This is a genomic window from cyanobacterium endosymbiont of Epithemia clementina EcSB (assembly GCF_029919255.1).
In the GTDB taxonomy this organism is placed as follows: Bacteria; Cyanobacteriota; Cyanobacteriia; order Cyanobacteriales; family Microcystaceae; genus Rippkaea.
The window spans coordinates 2,399,229-2,424,984 of the sequence record NZ_CP123991.1 but is presented as its reverse complement, the minus strand read 5'-3'; the positions used below and the strand labels follow the sequence as shown (position 1 = coordinate 2,424,984).

The 25,756-nt window shown below is 33.2% G+C and carries 20 protein-coding genes, 2 tRNA genes and 1 pseudogene; 19 read left to right on the top strand and 4 right to left on the bottom strand.

Translation table 11 applies throughout. The features are described 5' to 3' along the window. The first annotated feature begins 148 nt into the window (after positions 1-148). The 3 genes from gpmI to P3F56_RS08125 all read left to right on the top strand — a co-directional run bounded on the left by gpmI (position 149) and on the right by P3F56_RS08125 (position 2,905). Positions 149-1,747 carry a 2,3-bisphosphoglycerate-independent phosphoglycerate mutase gene (gene gpmI / locus P3F56_RS08135; protein ID WP_281152380.1) on the top strand — a complete coding sequence of 533 codons (1,599 nt, stop codon included), beginning with the start codon at positions 149-151 and terminating at the stop codon, positions 1,745-1,747. Between the two features lie 24 nt (positions 1,748-1,771). Further along, positions 1,772-2,011, top strand: coding sequence for a preprotein translocase subunit SecG (secG, locus tag P3F56_RS08130; protein ID WP_281152379.1), 240 nt, complete (start codon positions 1,772-1,774; stop codon positions 2,009-2,011). Positions 2,012-2,110: 99 nt separating this feature from the next. Further along, positions 2,111-2,905 carry a peptidase gene (locus P3F56_RS08125; protein ID WP_281153772.1) on the top strand — a complete coding sequence of 265 codons (795 nt, stop codon included), beginning with the start codon at positions 2,111-2,113 and terminating at the stop codon, positions 2,903-2,905. Between the two features lie 440 nt (positions 2,906-3,345). Here P3F56_RS08125 and ndhM read toward each other — a convergent pair whose 3' ends face one another. Further along, on the bottom strand, positions 3,346-3,702 hold the full coding sequence (gene ndhM / locus P3F56_RS08120; protein WP_281152378.1) for an NAD(P)H-quinone oxidoreductase subunit M: 357 nt from the start codon (positions 3,700-3,702) through the stop codon (positions 3,346-3,348). Between the two features lie 2,582 nt (positions 3,703-6,284). Next, positions 6,285-6,797 (bottom strand): inorganic diphosphatase, encoded by a 513-nt coding sequence (locus tag P3F56_RS08115; RefSeq protein ID WP_281152377.1) that lies wholly within the window; start codon positions 6,795-6,797, stop codon positions 6,285-6,287. A gap of 632 nt (positions 6,798-7,429) precedes the next feature. Here P3F56_RS08115 and P3F56_RS08110 point away from each other — a divergent pair. From P3F56_RS08110 to P3F56_RS08060, 11 genes and pseudogenes are all read left to right on the top strand, one after another. Then, positions 7,430-7,927: a 2TM domain-containing protein gene (locus P3F56_RS08110; protein ID WP_281152376.1), complete on the top strand. Its 498-nt coding sequence runs from the start codon at positions 7,430-7,432 to the stop codon at positions 7,925-7,927. Positions 7,928-8,006: 79 nt separating this feature from the next. Then, the gene (locus tag P3F56_RS08105; protein WP_281152375.1) at positions 8,007-9,401 is read left to right on the top strand and encodes a YcjF family protein; all 1,395 of its coding nucleotides are present in this window, start codon (positions 8,007-8,009) and stop codon (positions 9,399-9,401) included. Between the two features lie 675 nt (positions 9,402-10,076). After that, on the top strand, positions 10,077-10,307 hold the full coding sequence (locus tag P3F56_RS08100; RefSeq protein WP_281152374.1) for a hypothetical protein: 231 nt from the start codon (positions 10,077-10,079) through the stop codon (positions 10,305-10,307). A gap of 206 nt (positions 10,308-10,513) precedes the next feature. After that, the gene (larB, locus tag P3F56_RS08095) at positions 10,514-11,287 is read left to right on the top strand and encodes a nickel pincer cofactor biosynthesis protein LarB (protein WP_281152373.1); all 774 of its coding nucleotides are present in this window, start codon (positions 10,514-10,516) and stop codon (positions 11,285-11,287) included. Between the two features lie 1,864 nt (positions 11,288-13,151). Further along, positions 13,152-13,799 carry a Holliday junction branch migration protein RuvA gene (ruvA, locus tag P3F56_RS08090; protein ID WP_281152372.1) on the top strand — a complete coding sequence of 216 codons (648 nt, stop codon included), beginning with the start codon at positions 13,152-13,154 and terminating at the stop codon, positions 13,797-13,799. An 888-nt stretch (positions 13,800-14,687) separates the two neighbouring features. Beyond that, on the top strand, positions 14,688-14,927 hold the full coding sequence (locus tag P3F56_RS08085) for a hypothetical protein (RefSeq protein WP_281152371.1): 240 nt from the start codon (positions 14,688-14,690) through the stop codon (positions 14,925-14,927). Positions 14,928-14,969: 42 nt separating this feature from the next. Then, entirely contained in the window at positions 14,970-15,161 is a 192-nt protein-coding gene (locus P3F56_RS08080; RefSeq protein WP_281152370.1) for a hypothetical protein, read from the top strand. A 1,081-nt stretch (positions 15,162-16,242) separates the two neighbouring features. Further along, positions 16,243-16,879 (top strand): annotated as a pseudogene (locus tag P3F56_RS08075) (hypothetical protein); the annotation flags it as partial. Between the two features lie 36 nt (positions 16,880-16,915). Next, a complete protein-coding gene (locus P3F56_RS08070; RefSeq protein ID WP_281152369.1) occupies positions 16,916-17,593 on the top strand; it encodes an ABC transporter ATP-binding protein in 678 nt (225 codons plus the stop codon). Between the two features lie 1,925 nt (positions 17,594-19,518). Further along, positions 19,519-20,196: a uracil-DNA glycosylase family protein gene (locus P3F56_RS08065; protein WP_281152368.1), complete on the top strand. Its 678-nt coding sequence runs from the start codon at positions 19,519-19,521 to the stop codon at positions 20,194-20,196. A gap of 128 nt (positions 20,197-20,324) precedes the next feature. Continuing rightward, positions 20,325-20,397: transfer RNA gene (locus P3F56_RS08060), tRNA-Arg, on the top strand. 178 nt (positions 20,398-20,575) lie between these two features. Here P3F56_RS08060 and P3F56_RS10575 read toward each other — a convergent pair. Together P3F56_RS10575 and P3F56_RS08055 are read right to left on the bottom strand one after the other, a co-directional pair. Beyond that, positions 20,576-20,722 carry a hypothetical protein gene (locus P3F56_RS10575; protein ID WP_405054748.1) on the bottom strand — a complete coding sequence of 49 codons (147 nt, stop codon included), beginning with the start codon at positions 20,720-20,722 and terminating at the stop codon, positions 20,576-20,578. A gap of 1,543 nt (positions 20,723-22,265) precedes the next feature. Then, on the bottom strand, positions 22,266-22,712 hold the full coding sequence (locus P3F56_RS08055) for a pentapeptide repeat-containing protein (protein WP_281152367.1): 447 nt from the start codon (positions 22,710-22,712) through the stop codon (positions 22,266-22,268). Between the two features lie 497 nt (positions 22,713-23,209). Between P3F56_RS08055 and P3F56_RS08050 the strand changes: the two genes are divergently transcribed. The 5 genes from P3F56_RS08050 to P3F56_RS08030 all read left to right on the top strand — a co-directional run bounded on the left by P3F56_RS08050 (position 23,210) and on the right by P3F56_RS08030 (position 25,647). Continuing rightward, positions 23,210-23,380, top strand: a complete 171-nt coding sequence (locus P3F56_RS08050) for a hypothetical protein (protein ID WP_281152366.1) — start codon at positions 23,210-23,212, stop codon at positions 23,378-23,380. Between the two features lie 295 nt (positions 23,381-23,675). After that, on the top strand, positions 23,676-23,846 hold the full coding sequence (locus P3F56_RS08045; protein ID WP_281152365.1) for a hypothetical protein: 171 nt from the start codon (positions 23,676-23,678) through the stop codon (positions 23,844-23,846). A gap of 260 nt (positions 23,847-24,106) precedes the next feature. Then, complete coding sequence (gene petB, locus P3F56_RS08040) at positions 24,107-24,775, top strand: cytochrome b6 (RefSeq protein WP_281152364.1); 669 nt, start codon at positions 24,107-24,109, stop codon at positions 24,773-24,775. 127 nt (positions 24,776-24,902) lie between these two features. After that, entirely contained in the window at positions 24,903-25,385 is a 483-nt protein-coding gene (gene petD / locus P3F56_RS08035) for a cytochrome b6-f complex subunit IV (protein ID WP_281152363.1), read from the top strand. Between the two features lie 188 nt (positions 25,386-25,573). Further along, positions 25,574-25,647, top strand: a tRNA-Pro gene (locus P3F56_RS08030). The last annotated feature ends 109 nt before the right edge of the window (positions 25,648-25,756 follow it).

The following is a 25,756-nucleotide window of genomic DNA, read 5'->3' as shown; positions in this document are numbered from 1 at the left end:
TGATATTTTCTGGTGAAAATAGTTAAAATAAGCAAATTTATTCCCTAAAACTACCCAGGAAAAATGTTAAAGAATAGGCAGATTTCAAAAGTCAGTGGTATCATCGATGTGCATAAAATTAAAAATTAAGTTAGGTGAATAATTAATCATGGCAAAAGCACCTGTATCTCCAGTGGTACTGGTGGTCCTAGACGGCTGGGGTTATCGTCCATGCATGGAAAACAATGCCATTGCTCTAGCAAAAACTCCAGTAATGGACTGCCTTTGGACTACTTATCCCTGCACTCTAATTCAAGCTTCCGGGGAAGATGTCGGTTTGCCCCAAGGTCAGATGGGTAACTCAGAAGTGGGACATCTAAACCTTGGGGCTGGTCGCATAGTTCCTCAAGAATTAGTTCGCATCTCCGATTCAGTTAAAAATGGCTCATTTTTAAAAAATCCTCAGTTAGTAAAAATTTGTCAAGAAGTTCGTTCTCGTCAGGGAAAACTACACTTAATCGGTTTATGTTCCGAGGGAGGAGTCCATTCTCATCTCGATCATCTGTTGGGGTTATTGGATTTAGCGAAAGAGCAAACCCTTGAGCAGGTGTGTATTCACACCATTACTGATGGCCGGGATACTAATCCTATTGAAGGGATAAATGCCATCCAAAAACTTGAGTCTTATATCAAGAAAATTGGATTGGGGCGTATTGTTACTCTTAGTGGTCGTTACTATGCGATGGATCGTGATCGCCGTTGGGATCGTGTAAAAAAAGCCTATGATATCTTAACTCTAGATGGTATAGGGGATGGCCGCTCAACCGTCGAGGTGATTAAAGATTTCTATAGTAGAGGTATCACCGATGAGTTCATTCTCCCAACTCGCATTGCCCCAGGCGCGGTGGAGCCTGGAGATGGGGTGATCTTTTTTAACTTCCGTCCCGACCGATCACGGCAAATGTGTTATGCTTTGACCTCAGCTGAGTTCGATGGATTTGAACGGGAACGAATTCGTCCCCTGAGTTTTCTTACCTTTACTCAATATGATCCTAATCTCCCTGTTAAAGTAGCTTTTGAGCCCCAAAACCTCAATAATATTTTAGGGGAAATAGTGGCTCGTCAAGGATTAAAACAATTTCGCACTGCGGAAACTGAAAAATATCCCCATGTCACCTATTTCTTCAATGGAGGAGCGGAGAATCCCTTTGAGGGAGAAGATCGAGAGTTAGTACCGAGTCCTATGGTAACCACCTACGATAAAGCTCCAGCAATGTCGGCGGAGACTGTTACGAACCGTGCCCGTATTGCTATTGAAAAGGGGATTTACACTTTGGTGGTAATTAACTATGCTAACCCTGATATGGTCGGTCATACAGGCAATATAGAGGCAGCAATTGAAGGAGTGGAAACCGTTGATAATTGTTTAGGACAGTTGTTGACTAGTATTAGTAAAATGGGAGGAACCGCCTTAATTACCGCCGATCATGGTAACGCTGAATTAATGCGTGATGAACAAAGAAATCCCTGGACCGCCCACACCACTAATCCTGTTCCCCTAATTGTAGTTGAAGGAGAAAAGCGGAAAATTCTTGGACACGGAGGAGTTGTTGAACTCAGAGATAATGGACGACTAGCAGATGTTGCCCCAACTATCCTTGAAATCTTACAATTACCACAGCCAGAAGAAATGACAGGGAGATCATTGATTCAACCTATTGCAGTTGAGTTTAAAACTAATCGTACTCCTATTTGGCTTTCTCGTTAATTGTTTCTTTATCATTGAATCTTTATGAATCTTCGACAACTACTACAAGTTATTTGGGTGGTTTCTGCTGCTTTATTGATTGTCTCTGTCCTTTTACATAGTCCCAAAGGAGACGGTATTGGGGGTATTGGGGGACAAGCGCAATTGTTCACTAGTGCTAAAAGTGCTGAAAAAACCCTCAATCAAATTACTTGGACGTTGAGTACGGTTTTTGTTGCCCTAACTATTGTTTTGAGTGCAGGATGGTTAGATCCATCCCCTTAGATAACCAGACTGATTAGATATTGACAGTCGGTTAACTAAGGGGGTGGAAATCTGAAGTGGAAACTCTTTTCTTGTTTAGATTGTAAGCTAATGGAACGGATAACTAATATTTTCAATCAAAAAAAGGGTTTTTGCTGGAAATATCGGAAATATCCTTTTTTGTTGGGGCTGACTTGTATCGCTATATTAGTTGTATTTTGGGTTCAACCCTTGAATGCTCAAAGGGATGACTTAGAAAGGTCATTACCCCCTTTACAAGCACATCCCCTCCCCTTAACTCTAATTGAGTGGCAGGATCCCAAAAACTCAGGGGATTATTTCGACAAAATATCATTGAGTCCTGCGGGCTATTTAATTTGGTCGCAATTTCCTATCAAATTTTATTTGGATCGTCCTACTAATCTCAATGATCCTGCCGCCGCAAGTACCCGTCTTTTTCTACAGTGGGTAGACGCTGTTATGGAAGCGATCACAGAGTGGCAAGACTTTTTACCTCTGGTAGAAGTAAAAGATCCAAAATTAGCAGATATTGTTATTGAAAGAACTGAGCCTCCCCTAGATGCCAGCTTTGACCCTGAAACTGGACAATTAACAATTCCTAGGGCGCGATCAGCCCAAACTAATTATAATTTTTATCTGACTCAGGATAATTCTCCTATTCTGCGCCATCGTATGACTATTAAGATTAGTCCCGGTTTAAGTCAATTATCGACCTTATCAGCCTCCCGCCATGAACTTGGCCACGGGTTGGGAATTTGGGGACACAGCGATCAAGAAACCGATGCCTTATATTTTTCTCAAGTCCGCAGTCTTTCTCCCATTTCTGTAAGGGATGTTAATACACTGAAGAAAATCTATCAGCAACCCACGAGACTAGGATGGAAATTACCCTAACGAGTAAACTTTCAGTCGTATCCACCTTCATACTCGCCTTACGGACTGCGCTGAGAGGTTTGACTGTCCACTTCTGATGGCACTAGTTTCTAAGGCTGCGACTAAATGCTTGGTCCTGACAAGAAATACTTAAAGAGAAGTTACCTACTCTCAGATACCAGTTTCGATTTCAGGATATTGCCATTAGCTGTATCAATTAAGATGAGACTGTTGTTAAGCAGTTACCAAGTTACTTTCATGCTATGGTTGGTCTTCTCTACGACTGAAGGGAGCGCTTTGCATCATGCCTAGTTCAAAAAAGGGGGCATAGTTTGGCAGTTCCCAATTAGACTGTTTTCCCTTCCCCAGCAAGCTCGCAGGTGGGGAAGAGAAGACATTGTCGTTCAAGCTATTGAATAGTATCTGTCTAGAATCTCTATCAGCTTGAGCTGAAGAAAGAATTAATGATAATTCCCTTCAGTCTTTGGACTTTCTATTTTAGGGAGTCCCATACTATAGTTAAGAACACGACTTCCGAGATTGTAACTAATATCCCCTTTCTGCAGCAGAGAACGAATAAAATGTTCCAGGTTTGAACCAATGTGACGGAGATTATAGTCAGTTAAATCTTCTCCACTGTAGGATTCCACTAAGACATCAAATTTTCGATAAACTTTCTGCAGTGAATCCTCACTCCAATTGAATTCATTATCGGGATCGATATCAAGAGTTAAGACATTATCACTAGGAACCAGTTCGCTGTTTTTAACTTCAGCCGTATAGAGACGAATATGACGAGTAGTAGACTTTAAGAGCATAGCCTTGAATGCTAGTAGAACGTTGACAACACTTGAGATTAAAATTAATTCACTTTCACTCTTAAGGATAACAGAAGATTATAGGCAAGAGCTTAGTCGAGTATGATTGCCCAGCTCGACTGCTCATAGAGATTACTAATGATTGGACCGCTTTGATGATAGTAACGGGGCATTGACTTAGAGTTTAAATTTGAGCTTGACAACTAAGGTAGACGGCTCTATGCAGGCTTAAATTGATGGTTTTTCTAGACTAGCTATGACAATGTTTTAATAAACAAAGGCTGAAAGTTTGAATTTTATATATTAAGAACCATTAAGGAAACAGTAAAACGTTAACTCATACTGAAAAAGAGGAATATAACTTAGTCTAGAAAGCTAAAACAAGGCTCAAAACTAACATCTCTATTAGTTTGTTAAGATTCGACACTAATTTTTATTCTGTTGAATAATATTTCAACATTTTCTGTTTAGTTTATAGTTAATTGACTTTTTAAATTTTCTAATTAAGAATTAGAAAATTATCTACTTCTAAAATATTTAGTCTTGAGTGTGATTCAATATTTTTTGTAACTGCCATGATCAATTCATATTTATCTTCATAATTCTACCTGTTAATTCCTTTTTTTTATTATTTACAGTTAGCTCTTAATTCTGTGTTTTTTTAGAAAATTAAGTAGGCAATAATAAATATACATAAACTGTATTTATACAATTAAGTCATATATATATGATTGCATAGCTTCTATAAATAAGTCTTTAATATTTGACTATTTTTGTCACTCAATTAAAATTATTTAATCATTTTTAAGTTTCATTAGCTTGCTAGTAAATAAACTTAGCATAAAAATCACATTATAAACTATTTAAAGCTGGTTTATATTTATTTTTTAAATTTTTAAAAAACTACATAAATTTATTTTTTTGATAAGTAAAGTAAATAATATATTGCCAGAGAACTAAATATATCTAAATATATTTAGTTCTATTAGATCTGTATAAATAATTATTTTTTTTATATAAATAAGACTTTTTTATTAAAAAAATACAGAAAAATAATGATTACTATACAAATAGTATATTCATAGGACTTACATCTAAGTCAGATTCTTCTTAACTAAGAGATATTTGATTAAAATTAAACATTAATTATTAATTTTAATCAAAAAATATTATTTTTTAAATAAAATTAACTGCTCTTTATTATTAGATTTTAGATGAGATAGTAATAGTTTGATTTTAACAAAAATGGACTTAATATCCACTTTTATTTATTAGAGTGCAACAACTAAAAATTTTATAAAAAGAATAAACACAATATTAGAAATTGAACTCTAGAATAGAAATCTATTTATTTTAAAATAAATAGATCGTCGTCGAATCAGATGTGAGCAATATAAAAATCTTTTTTAAAAAGAGGTGGGCTAAGTAAAAAAGAATTTAATTTACATTAAAATATGTTAAATTTATGATTATAAAATCGGTCAATAGCAAGATTAAAATAATTGGCAATGTAGAAGTTGCTGGATTTTTAAGAAATGAGAGTTATTATCTAATTTTTATAGATTAAGCTCAAATAGTAAGTGTATAAATTATATAAATAATAAAAATGAGAGAGATAGTAAAGTAGTTAGTTTGATTTTTACGAAAAGATTGTAGATAAGTTAAAAAAAGTTTGTATAGCTATTTAAAAAGTACATAAAAATTTTGTAGGATATCGATCTGTATAAATTTTTTAAAAAAGAATAAATAAATATTCATCAATTAGATAATTAAATAAACTATTTGAAATTAGAGTATAGAGGGCTTTTAAAAAGCTAATAAGAAAATTAAAAAATAGGTCAAATCTAAATAAAAGTAAATATATCTACTTTATAAATTGAGTGACTTTAAGTAAACAATAGAAAACTGAACTTAATTAGGTGTATAAAATATCATCAGTCTTCTCGAGGAGACACCAATTGTAAGAAAAATTTATGACAATTTTTAGAAAAAATTACATCAAGTGTCAAGACTGTTGAAATTAGCTAATTTTTATTTAAAAGCTATTTAACCTCATCATTATCCTTCATAATAGAAATATCACCATCTTATACTGACTTTTCAAAAGAAAGTAGACTTACAGATATAAGATTTTAAATAAAACCAATTACCATATTAATTAGAGAACAGTCCGATTGAATCAGACTTAAGACGCTTGTTACACTTTATCAAATAATTTAAAATTACTTAAAGTCCAGTCTTAGTTATTGGGATAATTTGTTGTTAATTATCCGGGTAAACTTAACAACTTAAATATAGAAAATATCGAGAATATACCTTTAATAAAAAGAGTAAAAGTATAAGTTATTAATGAATCTCGTAGTTTTTATGAAATTGTTTATCTTTAGGTAAATTTTATTATGCTATAACCGGAACAGTTTGCTCTATTTATTTTTTAATATTAAGGATTTATTTGAGCAATATAACAAAGTTAATTAATTAAATAATATGTTCTCTAAGAGTTTGCAGTTAAACAAACCCCGCACCTTCTATGGGCAGGGAGTATCAATCAATCACCGAGTTTTAGGTGAAGTACTTAGAAGTTATTTACTTCCAGCTTTTACACATTCTTCAACAAGAGGAAGTACAGCTTCAATATCCTTCCATCCAAGAATTTCTGTTACTTTCTTCTCCAAATTCTTGTAGGTACGGAAAAATTCAGCAATTTCATCCAAGCGATGAGAAGCAACATCTTTGAGAGATTTAACTTGAATGTAGCGGGGATCTTTATCGGGAACGCAAAGAATTTTTTCATCACGATCACCTCCATCGATCATTTCTAACAAACCAATAGGACGAGCAGCAATGATACACCCGGGAAAAGTCGGTTGATCCATTAACACCATTCCGTCCAGAGGATCACCATCATCAGCTAAGGTATTAGGGATAAATCCATAATCATAAGGATACTGGACTGATGCATAAAGGACGCGATCTAGCGCAAAGGCATTAAGATCCTTGTCAAACTCATATTTATTTTTACTGCCTGCAGGAATTTCAATCAAAACGTTGATTAAACCAGGCTTAGGTTGGGCTGGAATGAGGGATAAGTCCACTAATTCTCTCCAAATTCTATACAACAAAATCACAATTCACCTCAGAAGCCCCAAGAAAGTATTCTAAAGGCTTGAACGCACCTGCAACTAAGCAATATACCCGCCAAAAAAAAGACGGTTCTAGCGTTCTCTAGCTCACCATTCTACAATGAAGATGGAACATACCAGAAAATAATTTGGCTCTTTTAAACTGAGAATGATAGACCAGCAGCCAATAACTTTTAAAATTATTATTCTGGGAATATTTCATAAATCTAAACACTTGTTTTTTAGAGAAATCAAGTGTTTGGAATCCTGGAAATCCTGTAAAAAGAAACTTTTGGGGTTTTACTATTGCGACTTTTCATAGTTAAGCTGGAAAAACTAACAATTTTTGTGGGCATGACAAGCATTATAGGTTAGGAAGTAATTTTAACTACTGAGCAACAAATATTCAAAAGTACTAAATGTTTATTAAGATCCAAAAAGCGGGTGCATATTATAAAACAGGGTCAGTTTATGATTCTAATCATAAACTGACCCTGTTTTCAGATTCAAGATAAAATCTAAAGAGGTTTGGCCTGGCTGATTTTCCGGTGACAATCATAGTCAGACAAGCTGGTTCACTGAGTTGAGTCTAAAGTAAGTAAATTATGTCAACTTCTAACGTGCAACCCCCTGAATCCTACAGTCACAATGATGTCCAAGAAATTCTTCACCTAGCGATCACTCGTACAGCCGATGGTTCAGAATTGTCAAGAACGCAACTGTGGGAAATTGCCACTGAATTAGACATTGATCATGACTCTCTGAGATCTGCTGAGCGCGATTGGCTTAATAGTAAGATAATCGAACGTAAACGACAGGAATTTGATTATTATAGGCAGGAAAAATTAAAACAAAAGGCTGTTCGCTATGCTATTGTTAACGGATTTTTTTTGATGATAAATTTCTTTAGTTCGGGGACTTTATCTTGGTCGTTGTATACTCTCTTACTCTTAGGATTGCCCCTGTCTCTAGATACTTGGAAAGTATTTCAAACAGAGGGAGAAGCTTATGAACAAGCCTTTCAACGTTGGAGTCTTAAAAAACAGATGAAAGAATCCCTTTCGGGTCTTTGGGATAAGTTAAAAAAGGCATGGCAATCTTGAAAAAGTAAAAAACATCGAAAGAGGAAATAGATTATAAAAAGTACAATTTTTAAGGAAGGGTTGCTTGAGGAAGTTAATAATGAGAAAAGAAGTTAACAAACCAATTCTAGTGGTAGGCGTCGGTATTTCATTCATATTATGGTTTTATAATAGCTTTAGTCAACAAATTCTAGAAGTAGGAGAATGGGGAATACTTAGCGCAATATCCTTGGGTTTAGGGTTTTGGTGGAGGCAAAGACAAAAAGAAATGAAAAATAAGCCATTGCCAGTAACACGTTTAACTGAACAATCAGTTAGAGATGTAATTACTCAAGGAGAACTAATCCTTAACACCTTAGCTACCGAAGCACCAGATTGTGATACTTCTGTCTTTAAGCAACAATTAACTCAATTATCTTTAGGCTTTGAGCGTCAAGAACTAACTATTGCCCTAGCAGGAGGCCAAAAGGTTGGGAAAACAACTTTAAAGGAAAAACTATTAGCTCAAGATCTCTCTAAGAATATCTCTTTGATAGAGATAGAATCTTTGTTTAAAGAGATAAAAATACCTGAGATAAAAGCGGACCTAATTTTATTATTAATTACCGGAGATTTAACCAATTCTCATTGGAGATTTTTACAAAAATGTAACCAAGATCATCAACGATTTATTCTGGTTTTTAATAAAAAGGATCAGTATATTCCAGAAGAAAGAGCGTTAATTCTAGAACAAGTACGGCAACAACTCAAATCGATGATTGCCCCTTCTGATATTATTGCCATTAGTGCCGCTCCTCAAGCTCTAAAAGTTCGTCAGCATGAAGAGAATGGGATAATTAGGGAGTGGACTGAATCCCAACCTCCTGAAATTAATCCTTTGAGTGATCGCTTAAAAATCATTTTAGAACTCGAAAGAAAAATGTTAGTCTGGGGGAGTCTATGGCGTGAAGCAGTATCTCTTAAACAAGAGGCTAAAGCAAATCTTGATAGCATAAGACGCGATTGCGCTCTACCCATTATTGAAAAATATCAGTGGATTGCAGCAGCTAGTGCTTTTGCTAATCCTGTAGCTGCTTTAGATTTGTTAGCTACCGCCGCTATTAGTTCTCAACTAGTTATAGATTTAGGGGGAATTTATCAACAGAAATTATCTTTTTCTCAAGCACAAGCTCTTTCAATAACCATTGGTAAATTGATAGTTAAATTAGGATTAGTTGAACTATCAACTCAAACTATTGGCAGTTTTCTCAAAAATAATGCTATTACCTATATTGCTGGGGGAACAATTCAAGCAATAAGTGCCGCCTATTTAACTCGTTTAGCTGGATTGAGTTTAGTTGAACATTTCCAAGAACAAGATCTTGATTCATCGGCAGTAGAAGAGATAGATCTAACTCAATTTCCTCAAAAAATAAGGCGGGTATTCGAAAAAAATAAACGCACTGCCTTGGTCCAAAAATTTATTAAGCAAACCTTACCCCATCTATCAAATTAATCTTAACTTTTGCCGTAAGGTCGTAAGTTACGTATAAGTTATCATTTCAAAGACTTCTAAGTTAGATATTTAGGAATTAAAACAATCATTTTTCTGAGTAGATACTAAAGAAATAGTTTTTCTTAGGGTCAGGAGATGTACTCTGACTTATTAGTTTTGCTTTTTGCCTGCCACTAAAACTTAGTGTATTTCACAAGTAAAATAATTACTAGAAGAATGTCAAGCTTTGAAATTAATAAATATCCTTGGTTGTTTGGCTGTGAATCTATAGATGTTTTTCTCAGATATCGGACAGCTTTATGAAGAAGAGCTTCTACGGACGATTATGTTTCTAAGAGATCAAGGTATTTCAATATAGATGGCCTTATGGAAATTTTTGTGGTGGATGGGAATACAGTCAAGAGCTAAATACCTTAGTCCATTGACTGTGTTATTTACTCAGTCAATATTGTTGTGGTTGATCTCCCACTAAAGGTATAAATTTAAGGAAAGATTTTTTGTAAAAAATCAATCATAGGGTTACTAATATTGAGTTCTAATCTTTTATTTCTAAATTTAGATTATATTTTTACCCATACGATGATAAGTTTGGTCTTTTTTGCTAGTCCTATTGAGGAGAATTTACACTAATGGCTTAATCAACAATTTTAGAAAATTATTATTTTTGGTAAATTGATGCAACCGATTGTATCAGTTAGGGTATTTTTTGTGAGTAATACTCCTAACTATGTTCCTCAATGTGGGAATATTATTGTTTTTACCCAATCAGAAACTATTAAAGCTAATAATTCTGAATTGGCTGATTGTCACATTAAGCAAAAGCTAGTGGTAGGCAAGCATGGAGAAGCTCTTTATGTGGTTAATCAGAAAGTTTACCTGAAAAATTATCTTTTGAATAAACCTTAAATTGCTGAACTGCTTCAATATCAATTAAGCCCTCAATTAACTCAGGCTATTAATTACTTAATGTTAGAATTTGATCGAAATAAGAGTCTATACTGTATGCTCCCTAGATTTTTACCTAGGTAGGTAATTGTAGAAAAAGCCTATAAAATTGCTTGGCCTCTGAGTCGTATTCAATCGTTTAGATAGTTTAAGGAGAATTTAAAACCATGAATCCAAATGCACTCCAGTCTCTTCTACAGGCGATCGCCATAGGAGAAGTTAGTCCCGATCAAGGCTTAGAAAAGCTCAAATATTTCAGTTTTGAACCGGTTGATGAGTTTGCAAAAATTGATCATCATCGTTATTTAAGAACAGGGTTTCCTGAAGTTATTTGGGGACCAGGAAAAACTCCTGAACAAATCGCTCAAATTATGCTTACGATGGCATGTAATTCTCCTGTGGTTATGGCAACTCGTATTGAGGCAACGGTGGCCGAACAACTCAAAGACCAAGTGCCTAATTTAATTTACTATCCAGTAGCTCGTATTTGTGCCTTGAAAACTTCAGAAATCCCTTCGATTAGGTTAGGAGTAGTTGGGGTTCTTGCGGCAGGAACAGCCGATTTACCCGTAGCTGAAGAGACAGCTATTACCGCGCAACTTTGTGGGTTTGAAGTACGACGGTTGTGGGATGTGGGAGTAGCAGGTATTCATCGTCTATTAAGTAACCGTGAGTTGATTAATCAAGCAGATGTGTTGATTGTGGTGGCAGGGATGGAAGGGACTTTACCTAGTGTGGTAGCCGGAATGGTTGACTGTCCAGTGATTGGAGTTCCAACTAGTGTAGGTTATGGAGTAAGTTTTGGGGGGGTTTCCTCATTATTGACAATGCTTAATTCTTGTGCGGCAGGGATCGGAGTCGTGAATATTGATAATGGCTTTGGCGCTGCGATTTTAGCTGGAAAAATTTTACGAACCGCTAACCGTTTAATTCACAAATAAAAAATTATATCAAATTGTAATTTTTAAAAAACTATTAGAAAATTAGTATGATGTATGGCTTCCATAAGTTATAGATTACTTAGATAAACTTATCAAATATGGATTATCTAAAAATGTAAACTTATCGACAAGAATAAAGAGTAAAAAAATAATAGATATAGAAGAAATTGTCAAAGATGGGAGATAACTATCGGAATTGTTACGAACAAATAGACTAGATAGCTAAGTATCAGTTAGATATCTACCTTCAATATTTTGTCGTCGAATTAAAATATTTAAGCAGTAATTTTTTTCAAGATACTTAACTATGTATCTCGGAACTGGCAATTAAGTTTTAATATAAAAATAACTAAAACTTGATAAGTATCAGTTGATAACTTATCAAGTTTTAGTTAGTTAAAAGCCCATAAAAATAGAAAAATAAGGATATTATGTCTATTACATAATTTGGCAAAGTTAATGTATTGATAATTTTAAAGAAACGATGTAGTGCTATTTTAGATTTTGTTTTAATAAGATGATCAAGACTGAAACGAGGTTAGTAAAAGTTTATTTTTAAAATAAAAAACAACTCATCAGATTATTGAATGTTATCATCGAGCTTAAAAGCAATTATGTCAAATCAATTTTGAGTTAGTCCAATACATAGTGAGCGCTTTATCTATCCTAGATAATATATCTTTAACATAATTTGTCAATGTATAACTCCTAGATAAGACTTTGAGAACTGAATGATTTAATAGTAAACAATAGCAATGAAACAGTCAGATATTACTTTAATGAAGTCAAATTGTAAAAGTTTAGACTATCTTTGGTAAAAGTCTAAATATTTTATAAGTTTATCTTATCTATTTTAAGTCAATTTAACAAGCAAAATAATATCTACACTTCTAACATTATTTGTTCTTACAAAAAAATCTATACTAATAGTGGACTTATTAGTTATATTTAATTTGACAAAATATATATATAAATAAATAATCACTATATTGCTAGGTTTTGTCCATTTTTATAAGCAAAGTAATTTTGGAAAAATCAATAATCAAAAAACACGTAAACACATAAAGAATAAGATCTAGAAACATTTGAGATATTTAGTTTTTTGTTTGTGACTCAGCTAGATCATCCTATAGTAGAAAATAATGGTTCTGTAGCCTTTTTCAATAAATATTCAACTCAATATTAAATTGCCTATAGGACTAAAATTGTTTATGCAACAGAGCGAGCACTTCATTTATACTTTAATTTCTGAAAAAATCTCTATAATTGTCTGATGCTTTAATTGCTTCTATAGAGACTCGAATCTATTTTGCCTTCTCTAAAGAGGACGTTAATATTCACTGGGCAAATTTTTAAATACAAGATTGGAACTGGAAAAAGTTTGTGCAATCACTAGTTATTTTCAAGATCTACTGTTACAACTAGAATATGAACAAAGTTATTTCTAAATCGGTTATTATTTTACTGGAACAGCTACAATAGGAGTAATTTGTTACCTGGCATTAATATGCCAGTATTACACATACTAAAATCGTCTATAATTCTATTTATACTTTGATATTTTACCAATTAATGGAGATAGAAGATCATTTATTCAACATTTGTGTAATAGATTGTAAATTAAACTAAAATAAACTATTATATTGCATTTTTTTAAAAAAAGTGTGGTATTATTTAGTCAACGCATAAATATAATTATGCGAACAGTGTTAAAGTAATTAAATTATTTTCTATCATTTTATTCAAGGACATTATGTATAAGTATTTAAGAAATATACCATCCCTCATGCTTTTTTAAAAAGCATGAGGGATCAAGCAGGTTTATAAAACAATTTATTAACACCTAAATTATTAATAATAAACTGTGTTAAATTATCTCAAAGGCAACCTAGTTGAAGTAATTAATAATACCCCAAATAGAATTATACTGATCTTAGAAGTTAATCATATGGGTTATGAAATGCAAATATTATCACGATTTGCCCGACAATTAGTTCAAAATAAACTAGAAAGTATTCAAGTTTTTACCCATCTACAAATCAGGGATGATTACCCCATTTTATATGGTTTTGCCACTGTGGCTGAACGAGAATTATTCCGTCAATTAATGAGTGTTAATGGGATTGGTGCACAATTAGCAATTACCCTAATTGATACCTTAGGATTAGAAGAATTAGTGCAAGCAATTATTAATGGCAATATTTTGACTCTATCTAAAACCCCAGGAGTCGGACAAAAAACTGCCGAACGGATTATCTTAGAACTTAAAACGAAACTATCTCAATGGCGAAAACTATTAGGTATAACCTTATCTTCTCCTATTGAAATTCCGTCTTTAGAGGTGCTAGAAGATTTGGAAATGACTTTATTAGCATTAGGTTATACCAATAAAGAAATTAATCAAGCTGTTTCTACTCTTAGTAAAGATAATCAAATGTCAAAAAATAATAATAGCGAGGAGTGGATTAGGCAAGCAATCATTTGGTTAAGTCAACATGAAAAACTTACATAGAATTAATTCCACATCAATTTTTTTATTATTGCCATGTCCGTAAAACTTAAATATGAGCTGTCTAAAATAGAAAGTAAAAGTAACTGCTAAAAATTTTAAAATTTGTCCAAATAGGAAATAGCTACCGAAACTCTTAAGACATTACAAATAATCAAGTATAATTTTTCCATTTTTTTGATGAAATCAATTATTATTTTTTTTATCTTAAAAGTACTATTTTTTCTTTAACAAAATTCGCAATTTATACCATAACAATAAATTACATTTCATACTAAAGCGAATGTTAGTTAATTTAACACTTATAAATAGATAGAGATAAGAGAATCATTTGTTGATAAAAATTAAAAAAGTAAAAAAATAAAATAAATGATATTGTTTGATTTTATCTTTTATTTTGCTAAGACAATTAAGACTAAAACAAAATTAGTAAAAGTCTATTTATTCAAATGAAAACTATTTATTGGGTCATTGAATATTACCATCAGACACTAAAGCAGTTAGGTAGAATAAACTTTGAGTCTGTCTAACATCAGAACAAACACTTTATCTATTCCGGACACATATATCCTAGGTAATTTGTCAATAACTCACTCACCGAAGAGTTAACATATCTCAATACAAAGATAGACAATAGAGAACGACATATCTGATAAAATCAAATAGGAGTTTTAAAAAATAACTCTTCTAGACTAGCTGTAACAACACCATAACAAACAAAAGCCAAAATTCTTACTCTGTAAGACTTCCAAAATTCTAAAAACTTGGTCTTTAGAAAAATTAAGTTTTTAGGTTTACAGAATGGAGTTGGAATAATAGTTTTAGGAGTTATTAGCTACTGATTGATCGTACTCAGTCTAGAAGGACCAGGAAAACAAACTATAAAGATATATGATTCCTTCTCAGTTACATCAAAATACGCTTGAGTTGCTTCTGTCTTTTGTTCTTCCTTATGGCTGTTCTTTTTCCGTGATCTCTGATTCCACGTATCGCATTAATTGCCCTGATTATGAAATTGCCCATAAAGTCTGGGAAAACCGAGTTAACTGTGTTTTTCCTTTATTTAAATCGGGGGAAGTGCTTGAGGTGGTAGCATCGAATTACTACGCAAGAAGCCATCCTAAAATCTAAATACTTAAGAAGTATGAAAATTAACCGAGAGTTGGTAAAATAATGGGTTGTATTACTACTGTTATCGCCGTTTTTGGTACTGGTTTTGTAGCAGATTTTGCTTCAGTCAATGATATGACTATGGAAGAGATCTATCAAACTTTTTTTGGAGAGGTCTTGATTGCCTCTACTAGTTATATATTTTCGATGTGGAGATTTATTTATCTAGGTTTAATTGGTTGCACTATTTATTAAATTTTACCCATTATTTATATAGAGAACATTTCCGTCTACGTAATATAGTTTACTGTTTAGTTATTAGTAATTTAGCTTAAACTACATGGGGACTTTTGTTAAATGTTTCTGTTTTGGTGCCATTTATTTGTGTTGTCAGCAGTAGCAATGTTTGTAGTTTTAATTTTCCTAATTTATCTTTATCTTAAGTTAAAGATTATTCTGAAATTTATTCCCTTAAAATCATGAGAGTTGGTAATTTTTTTCGTTAGTGTTTGTCTTAGCTTAATGAGTATTACTAGGATTATTAATGTTGCATTTGTATTGAATGCTATCTAATGAAATAGATGATAGATAAGTTCTCATTGTAGATAAATATCATGATATAAATTGCTACTATATTAACCACAACTATCCAATTAAGACGTAAAGATTTAGTTTATTGCGATGTTTCTATTGGAACTTTATAGGAATAAATATTTATTATTTTTTTTATAAAAAAGTTTTTTATTTTTTAGCCTTACAGATAATTTAAGTTGTTTTCTCTCTAGCTTTTTTAGATATTTATACTATTTTTAAAGCCAAATATATACAGCCAATACGGCTAATTATTTGTTAGTTAATTTATAGTTAATGGACTTATTTCTTTTTACAAAAAAACATTAATAAATAATTAATGCCAATTAAAATAGCCAAAATACATATTAATAGGTAGTAATGTAACCTATAACAGATTAAATTCTTTTTTTGCAATCTAAATTTTAGATTTAGAGTTAAAATAGGAGTGCAATAAAAACATTTATATATAAAATAGCCATATTTTACAAAATTATTATTGAGCTATACTTGGTTTGATAACAAAAGAAATAAAAGAAATTTTGAAAATTATTAACAAGATAATTTTTCAGATTAATTAAAATATTTGACCTTTAATTAATATTAAATGATAATCTAATTTAGAGGATTACAACTACCTCAACCTAGAAAAGCAAACTGATTTATTCTGTAAAATCTATAATCTCCTTAATTCACTAGTCTTATGGTAATTTGTTTGAGGTGTCTTTATAAAGATTAACGGAAAACATCGGAGAATCCCACTTGGGGAGTCGAATTAGGCAGCTATGTTTATTTAAACCGATTACAACCTCAACATGCCGTCTAGATTGGGACGGTAGCGTTAAGGTTTTACCCTTCTTTGGAGATGCTTCACTATGGATTGAGATTGCTCCAGAAATCGAATTAATTTCGTTACAGATGTCACTTTAAAGTCTACTGTAGTTTATCTTGGAGTGCAATTTGTCAAACGTCTTTATAGACTTCTCAAAATTCATTCCACTAATCAAGGAGAGGTAAAAGCTGCAAGAAAAGCAATTTTAGGTGCTTTAGGCGTTAATCAACACGATTGTTTGAACCCTAAGGTGGTTTCTAGTCAAATTATTTGTAACATCGATTCGTATCAAGCATAATTAGTTAATTGCAACCGACTGGGACCAATGTTATTAGCAAGACAAACTCTTTATGTTTTGGAAGTTCGACTAGCTACTTATACAGCGTTAGCAGCTAATGAGGCAGAAAAAGTCGCTTTAATTAATATTCTTCAGGTTTCGACTATTGGGAGTTTTGGTCGGTTATATTTAGAAGGAGAATAACGAGATATTATTGCACGTTTCCAAGCAATATTAGCTCCTATGGAAAGTGTTCTTGGAAGGGTTAAAGATAGACAAGAAAAAAATGAATAACTATCACCATTAAGTAACTTCTACATTTAATAAGTTATGAACTCTGAATCAACTCCATTATTAAAATTATCCAAGGTTAGTTTAACTGATATCAGGGAAGAGAATAAATTATTAACTAATATTTCTTTTCAAGTGAATCAGAGTGATCGCTTAGCAATTGTCGGTCCTTCTGGTGCTGGAAAAACTACTCTATTACGGCTAATTAACCGTTTACAAGACCCTACATCAGGGTTAATTGAATGGAACTCTCAACCTCTCTGCAATCTTTCTATTGTTAAACTACGTCAACAAATTGTCCTAGTTCCTCAAGAGCCAAAATTATTAGGTATGACTGTCGAAGAAACCCTTGCTTATCCTTTAGTATTACAACAGTTATCTAAACTAGAGATTGAACAAGCAATTGATACATGGCAATCACAACTTTCTATCCCTGATGATTGGTTAACTCGAAATGAATTGCAATTATCTTTAGGACAGCGACAATTAGTAAGTATTATGCGTGGCTTAATGATGAAACCTAAACTTTTATTGTTAGATGAGCCCACCTCAGCTTTAGATAGCGATCGTGCTCAGCAATTAATAGAAACTTTAATTAATTCAAATCAAAAAGAGCAAACTACTATGATTATGGTAACCCATCAAAAGAAATTTGTTAAACAATTTGCCCAAGGTGTTCTAACATTAAAAGGAGGACAAGTTCAGTCCATTTCCTAGTTAGATTATCTAGGAAAGTATTAGGCAAAATTTGGCTTTACCTAACCTGTCATTTAAAAATGAAAACCATAAAGTGCAGAGTCTGATTATAAATCATAAGTTTATTAAAAGCTATATCTATTCTATGGATGTAATTGTAGCAAGTTTTCTATTTAAACTAAATTCTGCTAGACTCAGCATTTTCACTTGATTGATACTAAATGAATGAGATTCTAAATTTGGAAGTACTCACCATAACCAATTATCAGATTTGAAATGAGATAGAGATAATTTGATTTATAGAAAAAATATATCTAACAACAACTTGTATTTATTATGATATAACTACTAAAAAACTTTACTACAAAAAAAATATGTATAAGTTTTTTTTTAAAAAATAAAAAAACTATCTGTTTAAAGTTTAATTTCTATTAAAAATATGTAGTTAATATATAAAAAAGGTCATAAAAAAACTTAGTTTTTCTTAAAAAGAAATCTGTTAAGGTTAAATAAGAGCAAACATATTTTAATTAAAAATCAAGAATTTTTATGGAAAAACAAGAATTAAATTTGACCAAGTATAATGCCACTAATCTCATCAAAAATGAATAAATTTAAAAAGGAATTTAGAAAGTTTTTTGGCAAAATTAAGACTAAGTATCAGAACTATTGAGATTGAGTAATTGATATTATAAAACTTATTTATTAAACCTATAAAACTATAAAAATTAGACTAATTATTGATTAGATAAATTATTTTTATATTCTAACTAGGGAACAACTAAATAAACAGTAGGAGGTATTAATCATAAATTGAGTTCTATTAGAAGGAGAACTTATAAATTCTGAAATTTTATCGATTTTTAATCCTAAAGTTTATTGACTTGACATTTATCTAGTCAATTAGACATTATGAGTTCGGTATAACTCTAAATTTTAGTGAAGATAACGTTTTTTTTAAAGAAGAGCATTTAATAAAGATTCAGACGAGATATTTATACTTAAATTAACTTAGCTAATTTTAGCGTCTCTTAAAAATATTAATAACATAATAATTTATTTATAGACTGTAGGGTAGATAAATATATAATCTTATCTTAAGTAATCATAAATACCATAGAATTTTTGTCAAAATTACAAAACAATTGTACTTAAATTAATAAATTCAAATTTTTAACTCTTGTAGAACTCGTGTTTATAAATACAACTAAGGTATTTATTCAGTTAAACTACTAACCACTGCCTCAGTATTAGACGTGCCAGTTTTTTAGACATAAGTGTTCGTTCATCAAGAATAGATGAAGGAAGCCTAACGAGAATTTGTAGCTTATCTAGTAAGAATACGTCATTTTTATCTAAAATTAAAATAAGTAAGCTTAAACAAATTGAATATGGTTAAAAAAGAGCAATCTCTAGGTTAGAATCTCGCTAAAAATTTAACTTAAAAAATTAGAAGAGCGAGAATTATAAAAATTGACTTACAACCACAAAATTTTCTTCAAAACGAGAATAAAAATAGAAGTTTTTTAAAAAAATCCAAAAGGATGGAAAGTTAGATGAATTAAAGATTGTATAAAACCATTAAATAATAGAAACTTACTAACAAGCTATTAAATTGATTTTCCAAGCAATAAAAGACTCTTTATATTCTTTGGTAAGTGAAATTAAAATAACTAAGTAGTAGCATACAAAATGCTAGAAATAGGTTTTTATTCAAAAAATATAGGTTAAATTGCATTACACTTTCAAAAAAGTGTTTGTAGATAAATAGTTTTAAAATAGACTAATTTTAGTTAAAATAGACCACTTTAATTACTTAAATATGAAAACTTAAAATGAGTTGCTTTTTTAACATTTGTTTAGAGTTATCTGCTTTAGTAGCAAAGTTGACTGGTCACAAATAATGCTATCGTACTGATTGCTGTAACCACAGATTAAGTGAATTAATGTCAGATATTGAAACCTTGATCATCCAGATTCATCAAGAAGCTAAACGAAAACCATTTCCCATTGATATCTCCGTTTATGAAGCGGCTGATAAAGATCCCACTCAACCTATTTTGTATGCGGGAAACCTCAAAAGTCAGATCTGCTTTTTTGGACGGGATCTTGGACGAGATGAAGTCCACACAGGACAACCTTTAATTGGTGCCGCAGGCACTTTAGTTCGTAAAGGGTTTTACGCGGCGATACATCATCAACAGGCGAAAACTCAACAAGAGTTGCAAAGCGTCTGCGCTCGCGTTCTTCTCACCAATACTGTCCCCTATAAACCACCTGGCAATAAAGCTTATATTACTGAAGTTAAAAATCGTTTCCGTCCCTTTATCGAAAAATTATTAGTCATTCATTGGCAAGGAAATCAAATTATTACTTTAGGAACCGAGGCGTTTAAGTGGTTCATTCCTTATGGAGATAAAGGGGAAGTCAATGAATTTTTCCAACGGAACGATCGCTATGAAAATAAATTACCTGTCACTCTCCACGCGACCGATACTTTGGGAATACAACACCAACGACAAGTTACTTTACTCCCTTTACCCCATCCATCTCCTCTCAATCAGAAATATTATGCCAAATTTCCCCAAATGTTACAGAAGAGGCTGAATGAATTTGACTTTTAATCCCAAGCTAAAGAATCTTGTAGGAAACTGTATCATAAAACGCTAAGTTTTAAAATTAATGACTTTTAAAGTTGACGTTATCAGTAATAGAGGGTATACAATTATGAGGCGGTCATAATGAACTTCATGGGTGTGTAGCTCAATGGATAGAGCACCGACCTTCTAAGTCGTAGGTTACAGGTTCGAGTCCTGTCACACCCGTTACGGTTATTTTTTTTGTAAAAAAAGTTAAACTAATGATAATGCTACGTGGTTTATTGATTGATCGAAGCTTTATCCAAATCTAAAGGATTTGAGTGCTTGCGATAGTATTCTTAGACATGGTTTTCGCCCGATATCTCTGGTGAACTGTTAACCAGCTTTATAAAAGCCAACTAATTTAGCAATAACAATAGCAAGACAAATTTGTCCCCACTAGTACTTTGACATTGGTTAAAGTACTAGAAAAAAAATTAGTCGGAGCCATGTCTCCATAACCGAATCTTGTTAAAGTAGTGAAATAAAAATAGACAAGATTACTTGTCATGGTTACTTCTGACACTGAAGAGGAAAAAATATTTTAAAACCCTTTTATATATGAAAACGAATAAAACTCCTAAGACAAAATAGACATAGGTTCTCCTTCAAATAACATTCACATTGACTTTTTCTTATAAAAAATTTCAAACTAAACAGTCATAGTAATAAAAAAAATAAAAAATAACCGAACAAGTGAGATGAATTGATTCTTACGTTAAAGAATACGGTAAATATAACTTTTCCGACAGAGATGGACCTAAACACTGCTCAAGTATTGGTGCGGAACGAAGCTTTCAAGGAGTGTCGAACTTGTTTTCTGTAGTGAGCTAAGCAGGGGGGAAAATAGATAGACAGTCTCGGAAATATTACCCTGATTTATCTTGGCTACTTCGACAAAGGGGCACACGGAGAATATCTTTACGATAAAAATTTTTTTTTATGATTAAATCGATCACTATTACTACTATCTAGAATAAAACGAAAGATTTGTCAGGGAGAGATTTCGTTAGTCTGTTTGGAGAAGCTAAATATGCCATGTGAATTTAGCTTTATCCTAATAAATTAGCTTCTAGGGGACTAACCACAATTAATATTGTTGATATTGTCGATGGAAAAAATTCTGATACCGGCGTAGGAAGAATTAGACAACAACTCTATCCACCCAAGCAACAACCTACAATGGTAGCAGACACTAAAGATATGATAGTGAAGGTGGGAAAAGATGACATTTAAATCCGCATTTCGAAATTCCTTGAAGAACAGCAAGACGCTAAGAATGTGAGATGAGCTGAACTATAAATAGAAAACTACGATACATTGGCTAATGTGGATGGCAACCCTGGAGTCGCTTTATTTATCAATCGCCTGGAACTAATGCTCCAAGAACTGTATAAGCTGCTACGATGATGGCTGAGAAATTGGAACCGAGTTTTTTTTTCTGGGTTAAAAGTTGTTATTAGTCTTAAAATAATACGTTATTTGTTAATGCTTTGATTAAAGATTTAGTTATTACTTTCTTACAAGCAATTATCCTATTGATCCTGGTTATATTGATTTTCTTACAGTACTGTCACACTACCATCATTCTAAGATTTATAACTTATCTAACCTAGCCTGTATGCCTATATGGACAACAGTATAATTAACGAATAATAGATTCCGAGTTCATTGTATAAGTCAATCGAAGCAATGTTAGTCGCAATTTCAACAATTAACTCTGTTGCCATGTTTATCCATTCTTAAATGCGATCCTATATAAACAATCCCGTTTGTTAGTTTTGATATCTTTATAACGACGTTTCTCAAATTGAGCATAGGTTTATCTATCACTGTCTTCATCATAGGGCAATTATTAAAGCTAGCCCTACTGTAGCTTGGGGTCATGATATTAACGTTGGAACTTACGACATCCTCACAATCTAAACGCAGTTTAGATTGTGAAGATAATACGAGACACACATAAAACTAATGTCTACATTGTTAGCCAGGTTAGCCGGCGTTTTTACTGACATAAACAACTATGACAGCTAAATTTTCCTGGTTTGCTGTTTTTAATCAAAGGCGGGGTCTTGCCCACCAATCCCAATACCTGTGTCAAAGATTTGAGCGCTAGTTAAATCTAAGTTGTTCATGGACGCACCCGTCACATCAGCATCGTAAACCATTGCTCGGGTGAAATTCACATTATCTAAATTCGAATCGTTTAAACTGGCATTAGTAACCATCGCCCCGGTTAGGTTAGAGCCATCGAGGTTGGCCCCCGTCATATCCGCCCCTTCCAGGTTAGCTTCGATTAGGGTTGACCCTGACAGATTAGCATCCCTTAAATCTGCGCCGATTAAATGAGCATATCTTAGGTCTTCATTTGAGAGGTCGCACCCCATACATTCATTAGTCGTTAGCAACTGTTGAATGTGAGCTGGATTCCCTGCTAGAACCGGACTCGTTAACATGAGGGGAGCAGCGATAGCCAGCGTTACAAAAATGTTCCGTCTCATAAAATTTACACTTCTCATTTAGTATTTTTTTAATGTTCTTTTAATGTTCTTTCTCTGCTACTAGGATAGAAAATATAATGGTAAAAAACTTCCCCCAATTGGATTATTTTTCCTTATCGTTTTTTTCTCCATCGTTTTGGTAACCATTCTTCAATAGAGAGTAGACTAATATTTCAGAATATACAAGAAAAAATTAAAACATTTTATGGTCGGCTTTAATAATATCTTTTTAAATTTTTAGAAGTTAGCTGTATTTTAGTGATAGCTATAGGAATTGGGGCATTAGCTTTGTGTTTACGTCAACCTTGAATCATGGCGTTTATTATTGACGCACAAAGTCTAATTATTGGCCGAATTTGGAATTACTTCATTGTTGTTTGTTATTTGGTTATAATTTGGCCTCCACAAAATTTATGCGGTGGAGCCAGTAGCAGGGATGGAACAAATTTTATGTAGCTATTATCTTAATTTTTTCAAACACCACATTCATTGTTAAATTGTTTTCTGATCAACGTAAAATTAATGCCATACACGGACAAATCGTCCTAGGGATATTGACCGTTAAAGATATTAAAGTTGTCTTTGTCATGATTGCTCTAACAGTTTTTAGTCGTGATGAGCAGTCATCATTAGAACAAGAAATTTTGACAGTATTCTTGAAGGGATGAATTATCTTTCATTTTAGCAAGCTTGAGAGTTAGTTTAAATCACATTAATGACGATAAATCCCAATATTTTAGGGTTGATTGCCATAGTTGGATTTAATTACTATAGGGGCGTTTACTTATATATAATATATACTTATATGTGATTACGAACTCTCATACCATTTATAAATATGATGACTGGATTAGTCCTTATCCAACTTAGAAAGACTGACTCATCATTCTAAACGGAAATTGAGAGATCTAGACGGAGTAGATATTCCTACAGTGAATATTATTTTATTTGGTTTAAGACAATATGGCGAAAAGTCTAAAATTTGCCTCTACTTTGCCATTGTATGAGCCGATGTATGAGCCGAAATGGGTAGTCAGTATCTTGTCTGGACAAAATATCGGACTAAATTTAGTCCATACCCTACAACATCGACAATTTCAAGGACAAATTGCTTTAACTATCTATACCCAATAGTGAGATAAAAATTCTCAGAGAAGCGGTGCTGATCTAGTTTTGTTGTTACCCTTTCAGGATGCAGCCAAAGAATCATCAAAAACACTAGTTTTGGATAGTGATTGCAGTGAACACAATGGAAAGTAGTGTGTTAGATTTTCTAATAAGGTGTTTTGTTTTCTCCATGTCGCTAACATTGACTCCCTCTATGGGGCATCTCACTGAAGGAGTCAAGCAAATCAACCCTTGATCATTTATTACGATAGCGAATTATAGCTTCAATGTTCTCCAAACAAGTTACAGATTCTCCCATTTATAAGTGGTTCGATGAGCGCCTTGAAATTCAGGCAATTTCCGACGACATCACCACTAAATACGTTCCTCCCCATGTAAACATTTTCTACTGTTTGGGTGGGATTACCTTAGTTTGCTTCTTGGTTCAGTTTGCTACTGGATTTGCCATGACGTTTTACTACAAACCAACTGTTGTTGAAGCCTTTTCTTCAGTCAAATATATTATGGACGAGGTTAACTTCGGTTGGCTGATCCGTTCAGTCCATCGCTGGTCTGCCAGTATGATGGTATTGATGATGATCCTCCATGTCTTCCGTGTTTACTTGACTGGTGGCTTTAAAAAGCCTCGTGAGTTAACTTGGATTACTGGGGTTGTTTTAGCTGTTATTACCGTTTCTTTCGGTGTAACAGGCTACTCTCTTCCTTGGGATCAAGTTGGTTATTGGGCGGTTAAAATAGTTTCTGGTGTTCCTGCAGCTATTCCCGTGGTGGGCGATCAACTGGTTGAACTTCTTCGGGGTGGTGAGAGTGTAGGACAAGCCACCTTAACGCGTTTTTACAGCTTACATACCTTTGTTTTCCCCTGGCTTATCGCAGTCTTCATGCTGCTGCATTTTTTAATGATACGCAAACAAGGGATTTCTGGTCCTTTGTAAAGTGCTCAAGGGTGGCCAGTGAACAGTTAATTAATTAACTGTAAATCTTTGGTGATTAAAGACTGGTCACTAATGCCTAGACACACATCCTGTTGATCCTCAGTTTTTATAAGGAGAAATCTATCCGATGGCAACTGAAAAAAAGCCAGATCTTAGCGATCCTAAACTACGGGCAAAACTAGCCCAAGGCATGGGTCACAACTATTACGGTGAACCCGCTTGGCCTAATGACTTGCTTTATATTTTTCCTGTGGTGATTCTTGGAACCATAGGACTACTAGTGGCGTTAGCGGTTCTTGACCCCGCTGCGATTGGTGAACCGGCTAATCCTTTTGCCACTCCTTTAGAAATTCTACCGGAGTGGTATCTCTATCCTCTTTTCCAAATTTTACGGATTCTTCCCAATAAATTATTAGGAATTGCTTGTCAAGCAGCAATTCCTTTAGGTTTAATGTTGATCCCTTTTATTGAAAGTGTCAACAAATTCCAGAATCCCTTCCGTCGTCCTGTAGCAACTGCTATGTTCCTCTTTGGAACTTTTGTTGCTTTGTGGTTGGGTGCAGGTGCAACTTTCCCCATTGATAAGTCTTTAACCTTAGGATTATTTTAGAAAGTCTGACGGTTTTTTGATAGATGCCTGAGGTTGGTTCTACGTCTTGTGTCACAAGATAAATTGGAGGTGATCGCAGGCATCTTTATCTAAAGCCTTAGGAAAGGTCACGGCGAACAGAAATTTTTCTTTCAGTAAAAGGTTGCATTATAATTGCAATATGATCTACAATTGGACTCTGCAGATAGCGGGGCGTAGCGCAGCTTGGTAGCGCACCACTTTGGGGTAGTGGGGGTCGTGGGTTCAAATCCCGCCGCTCCGATTTCATCGGAAATAATAGCTCTATATAATGATTTCAATTTAATTATTTATTAATCGTTGGCTAATTCTTTGTCAAACCCTAGGTGCTTCTCTCATATTTCAAGCTTGGA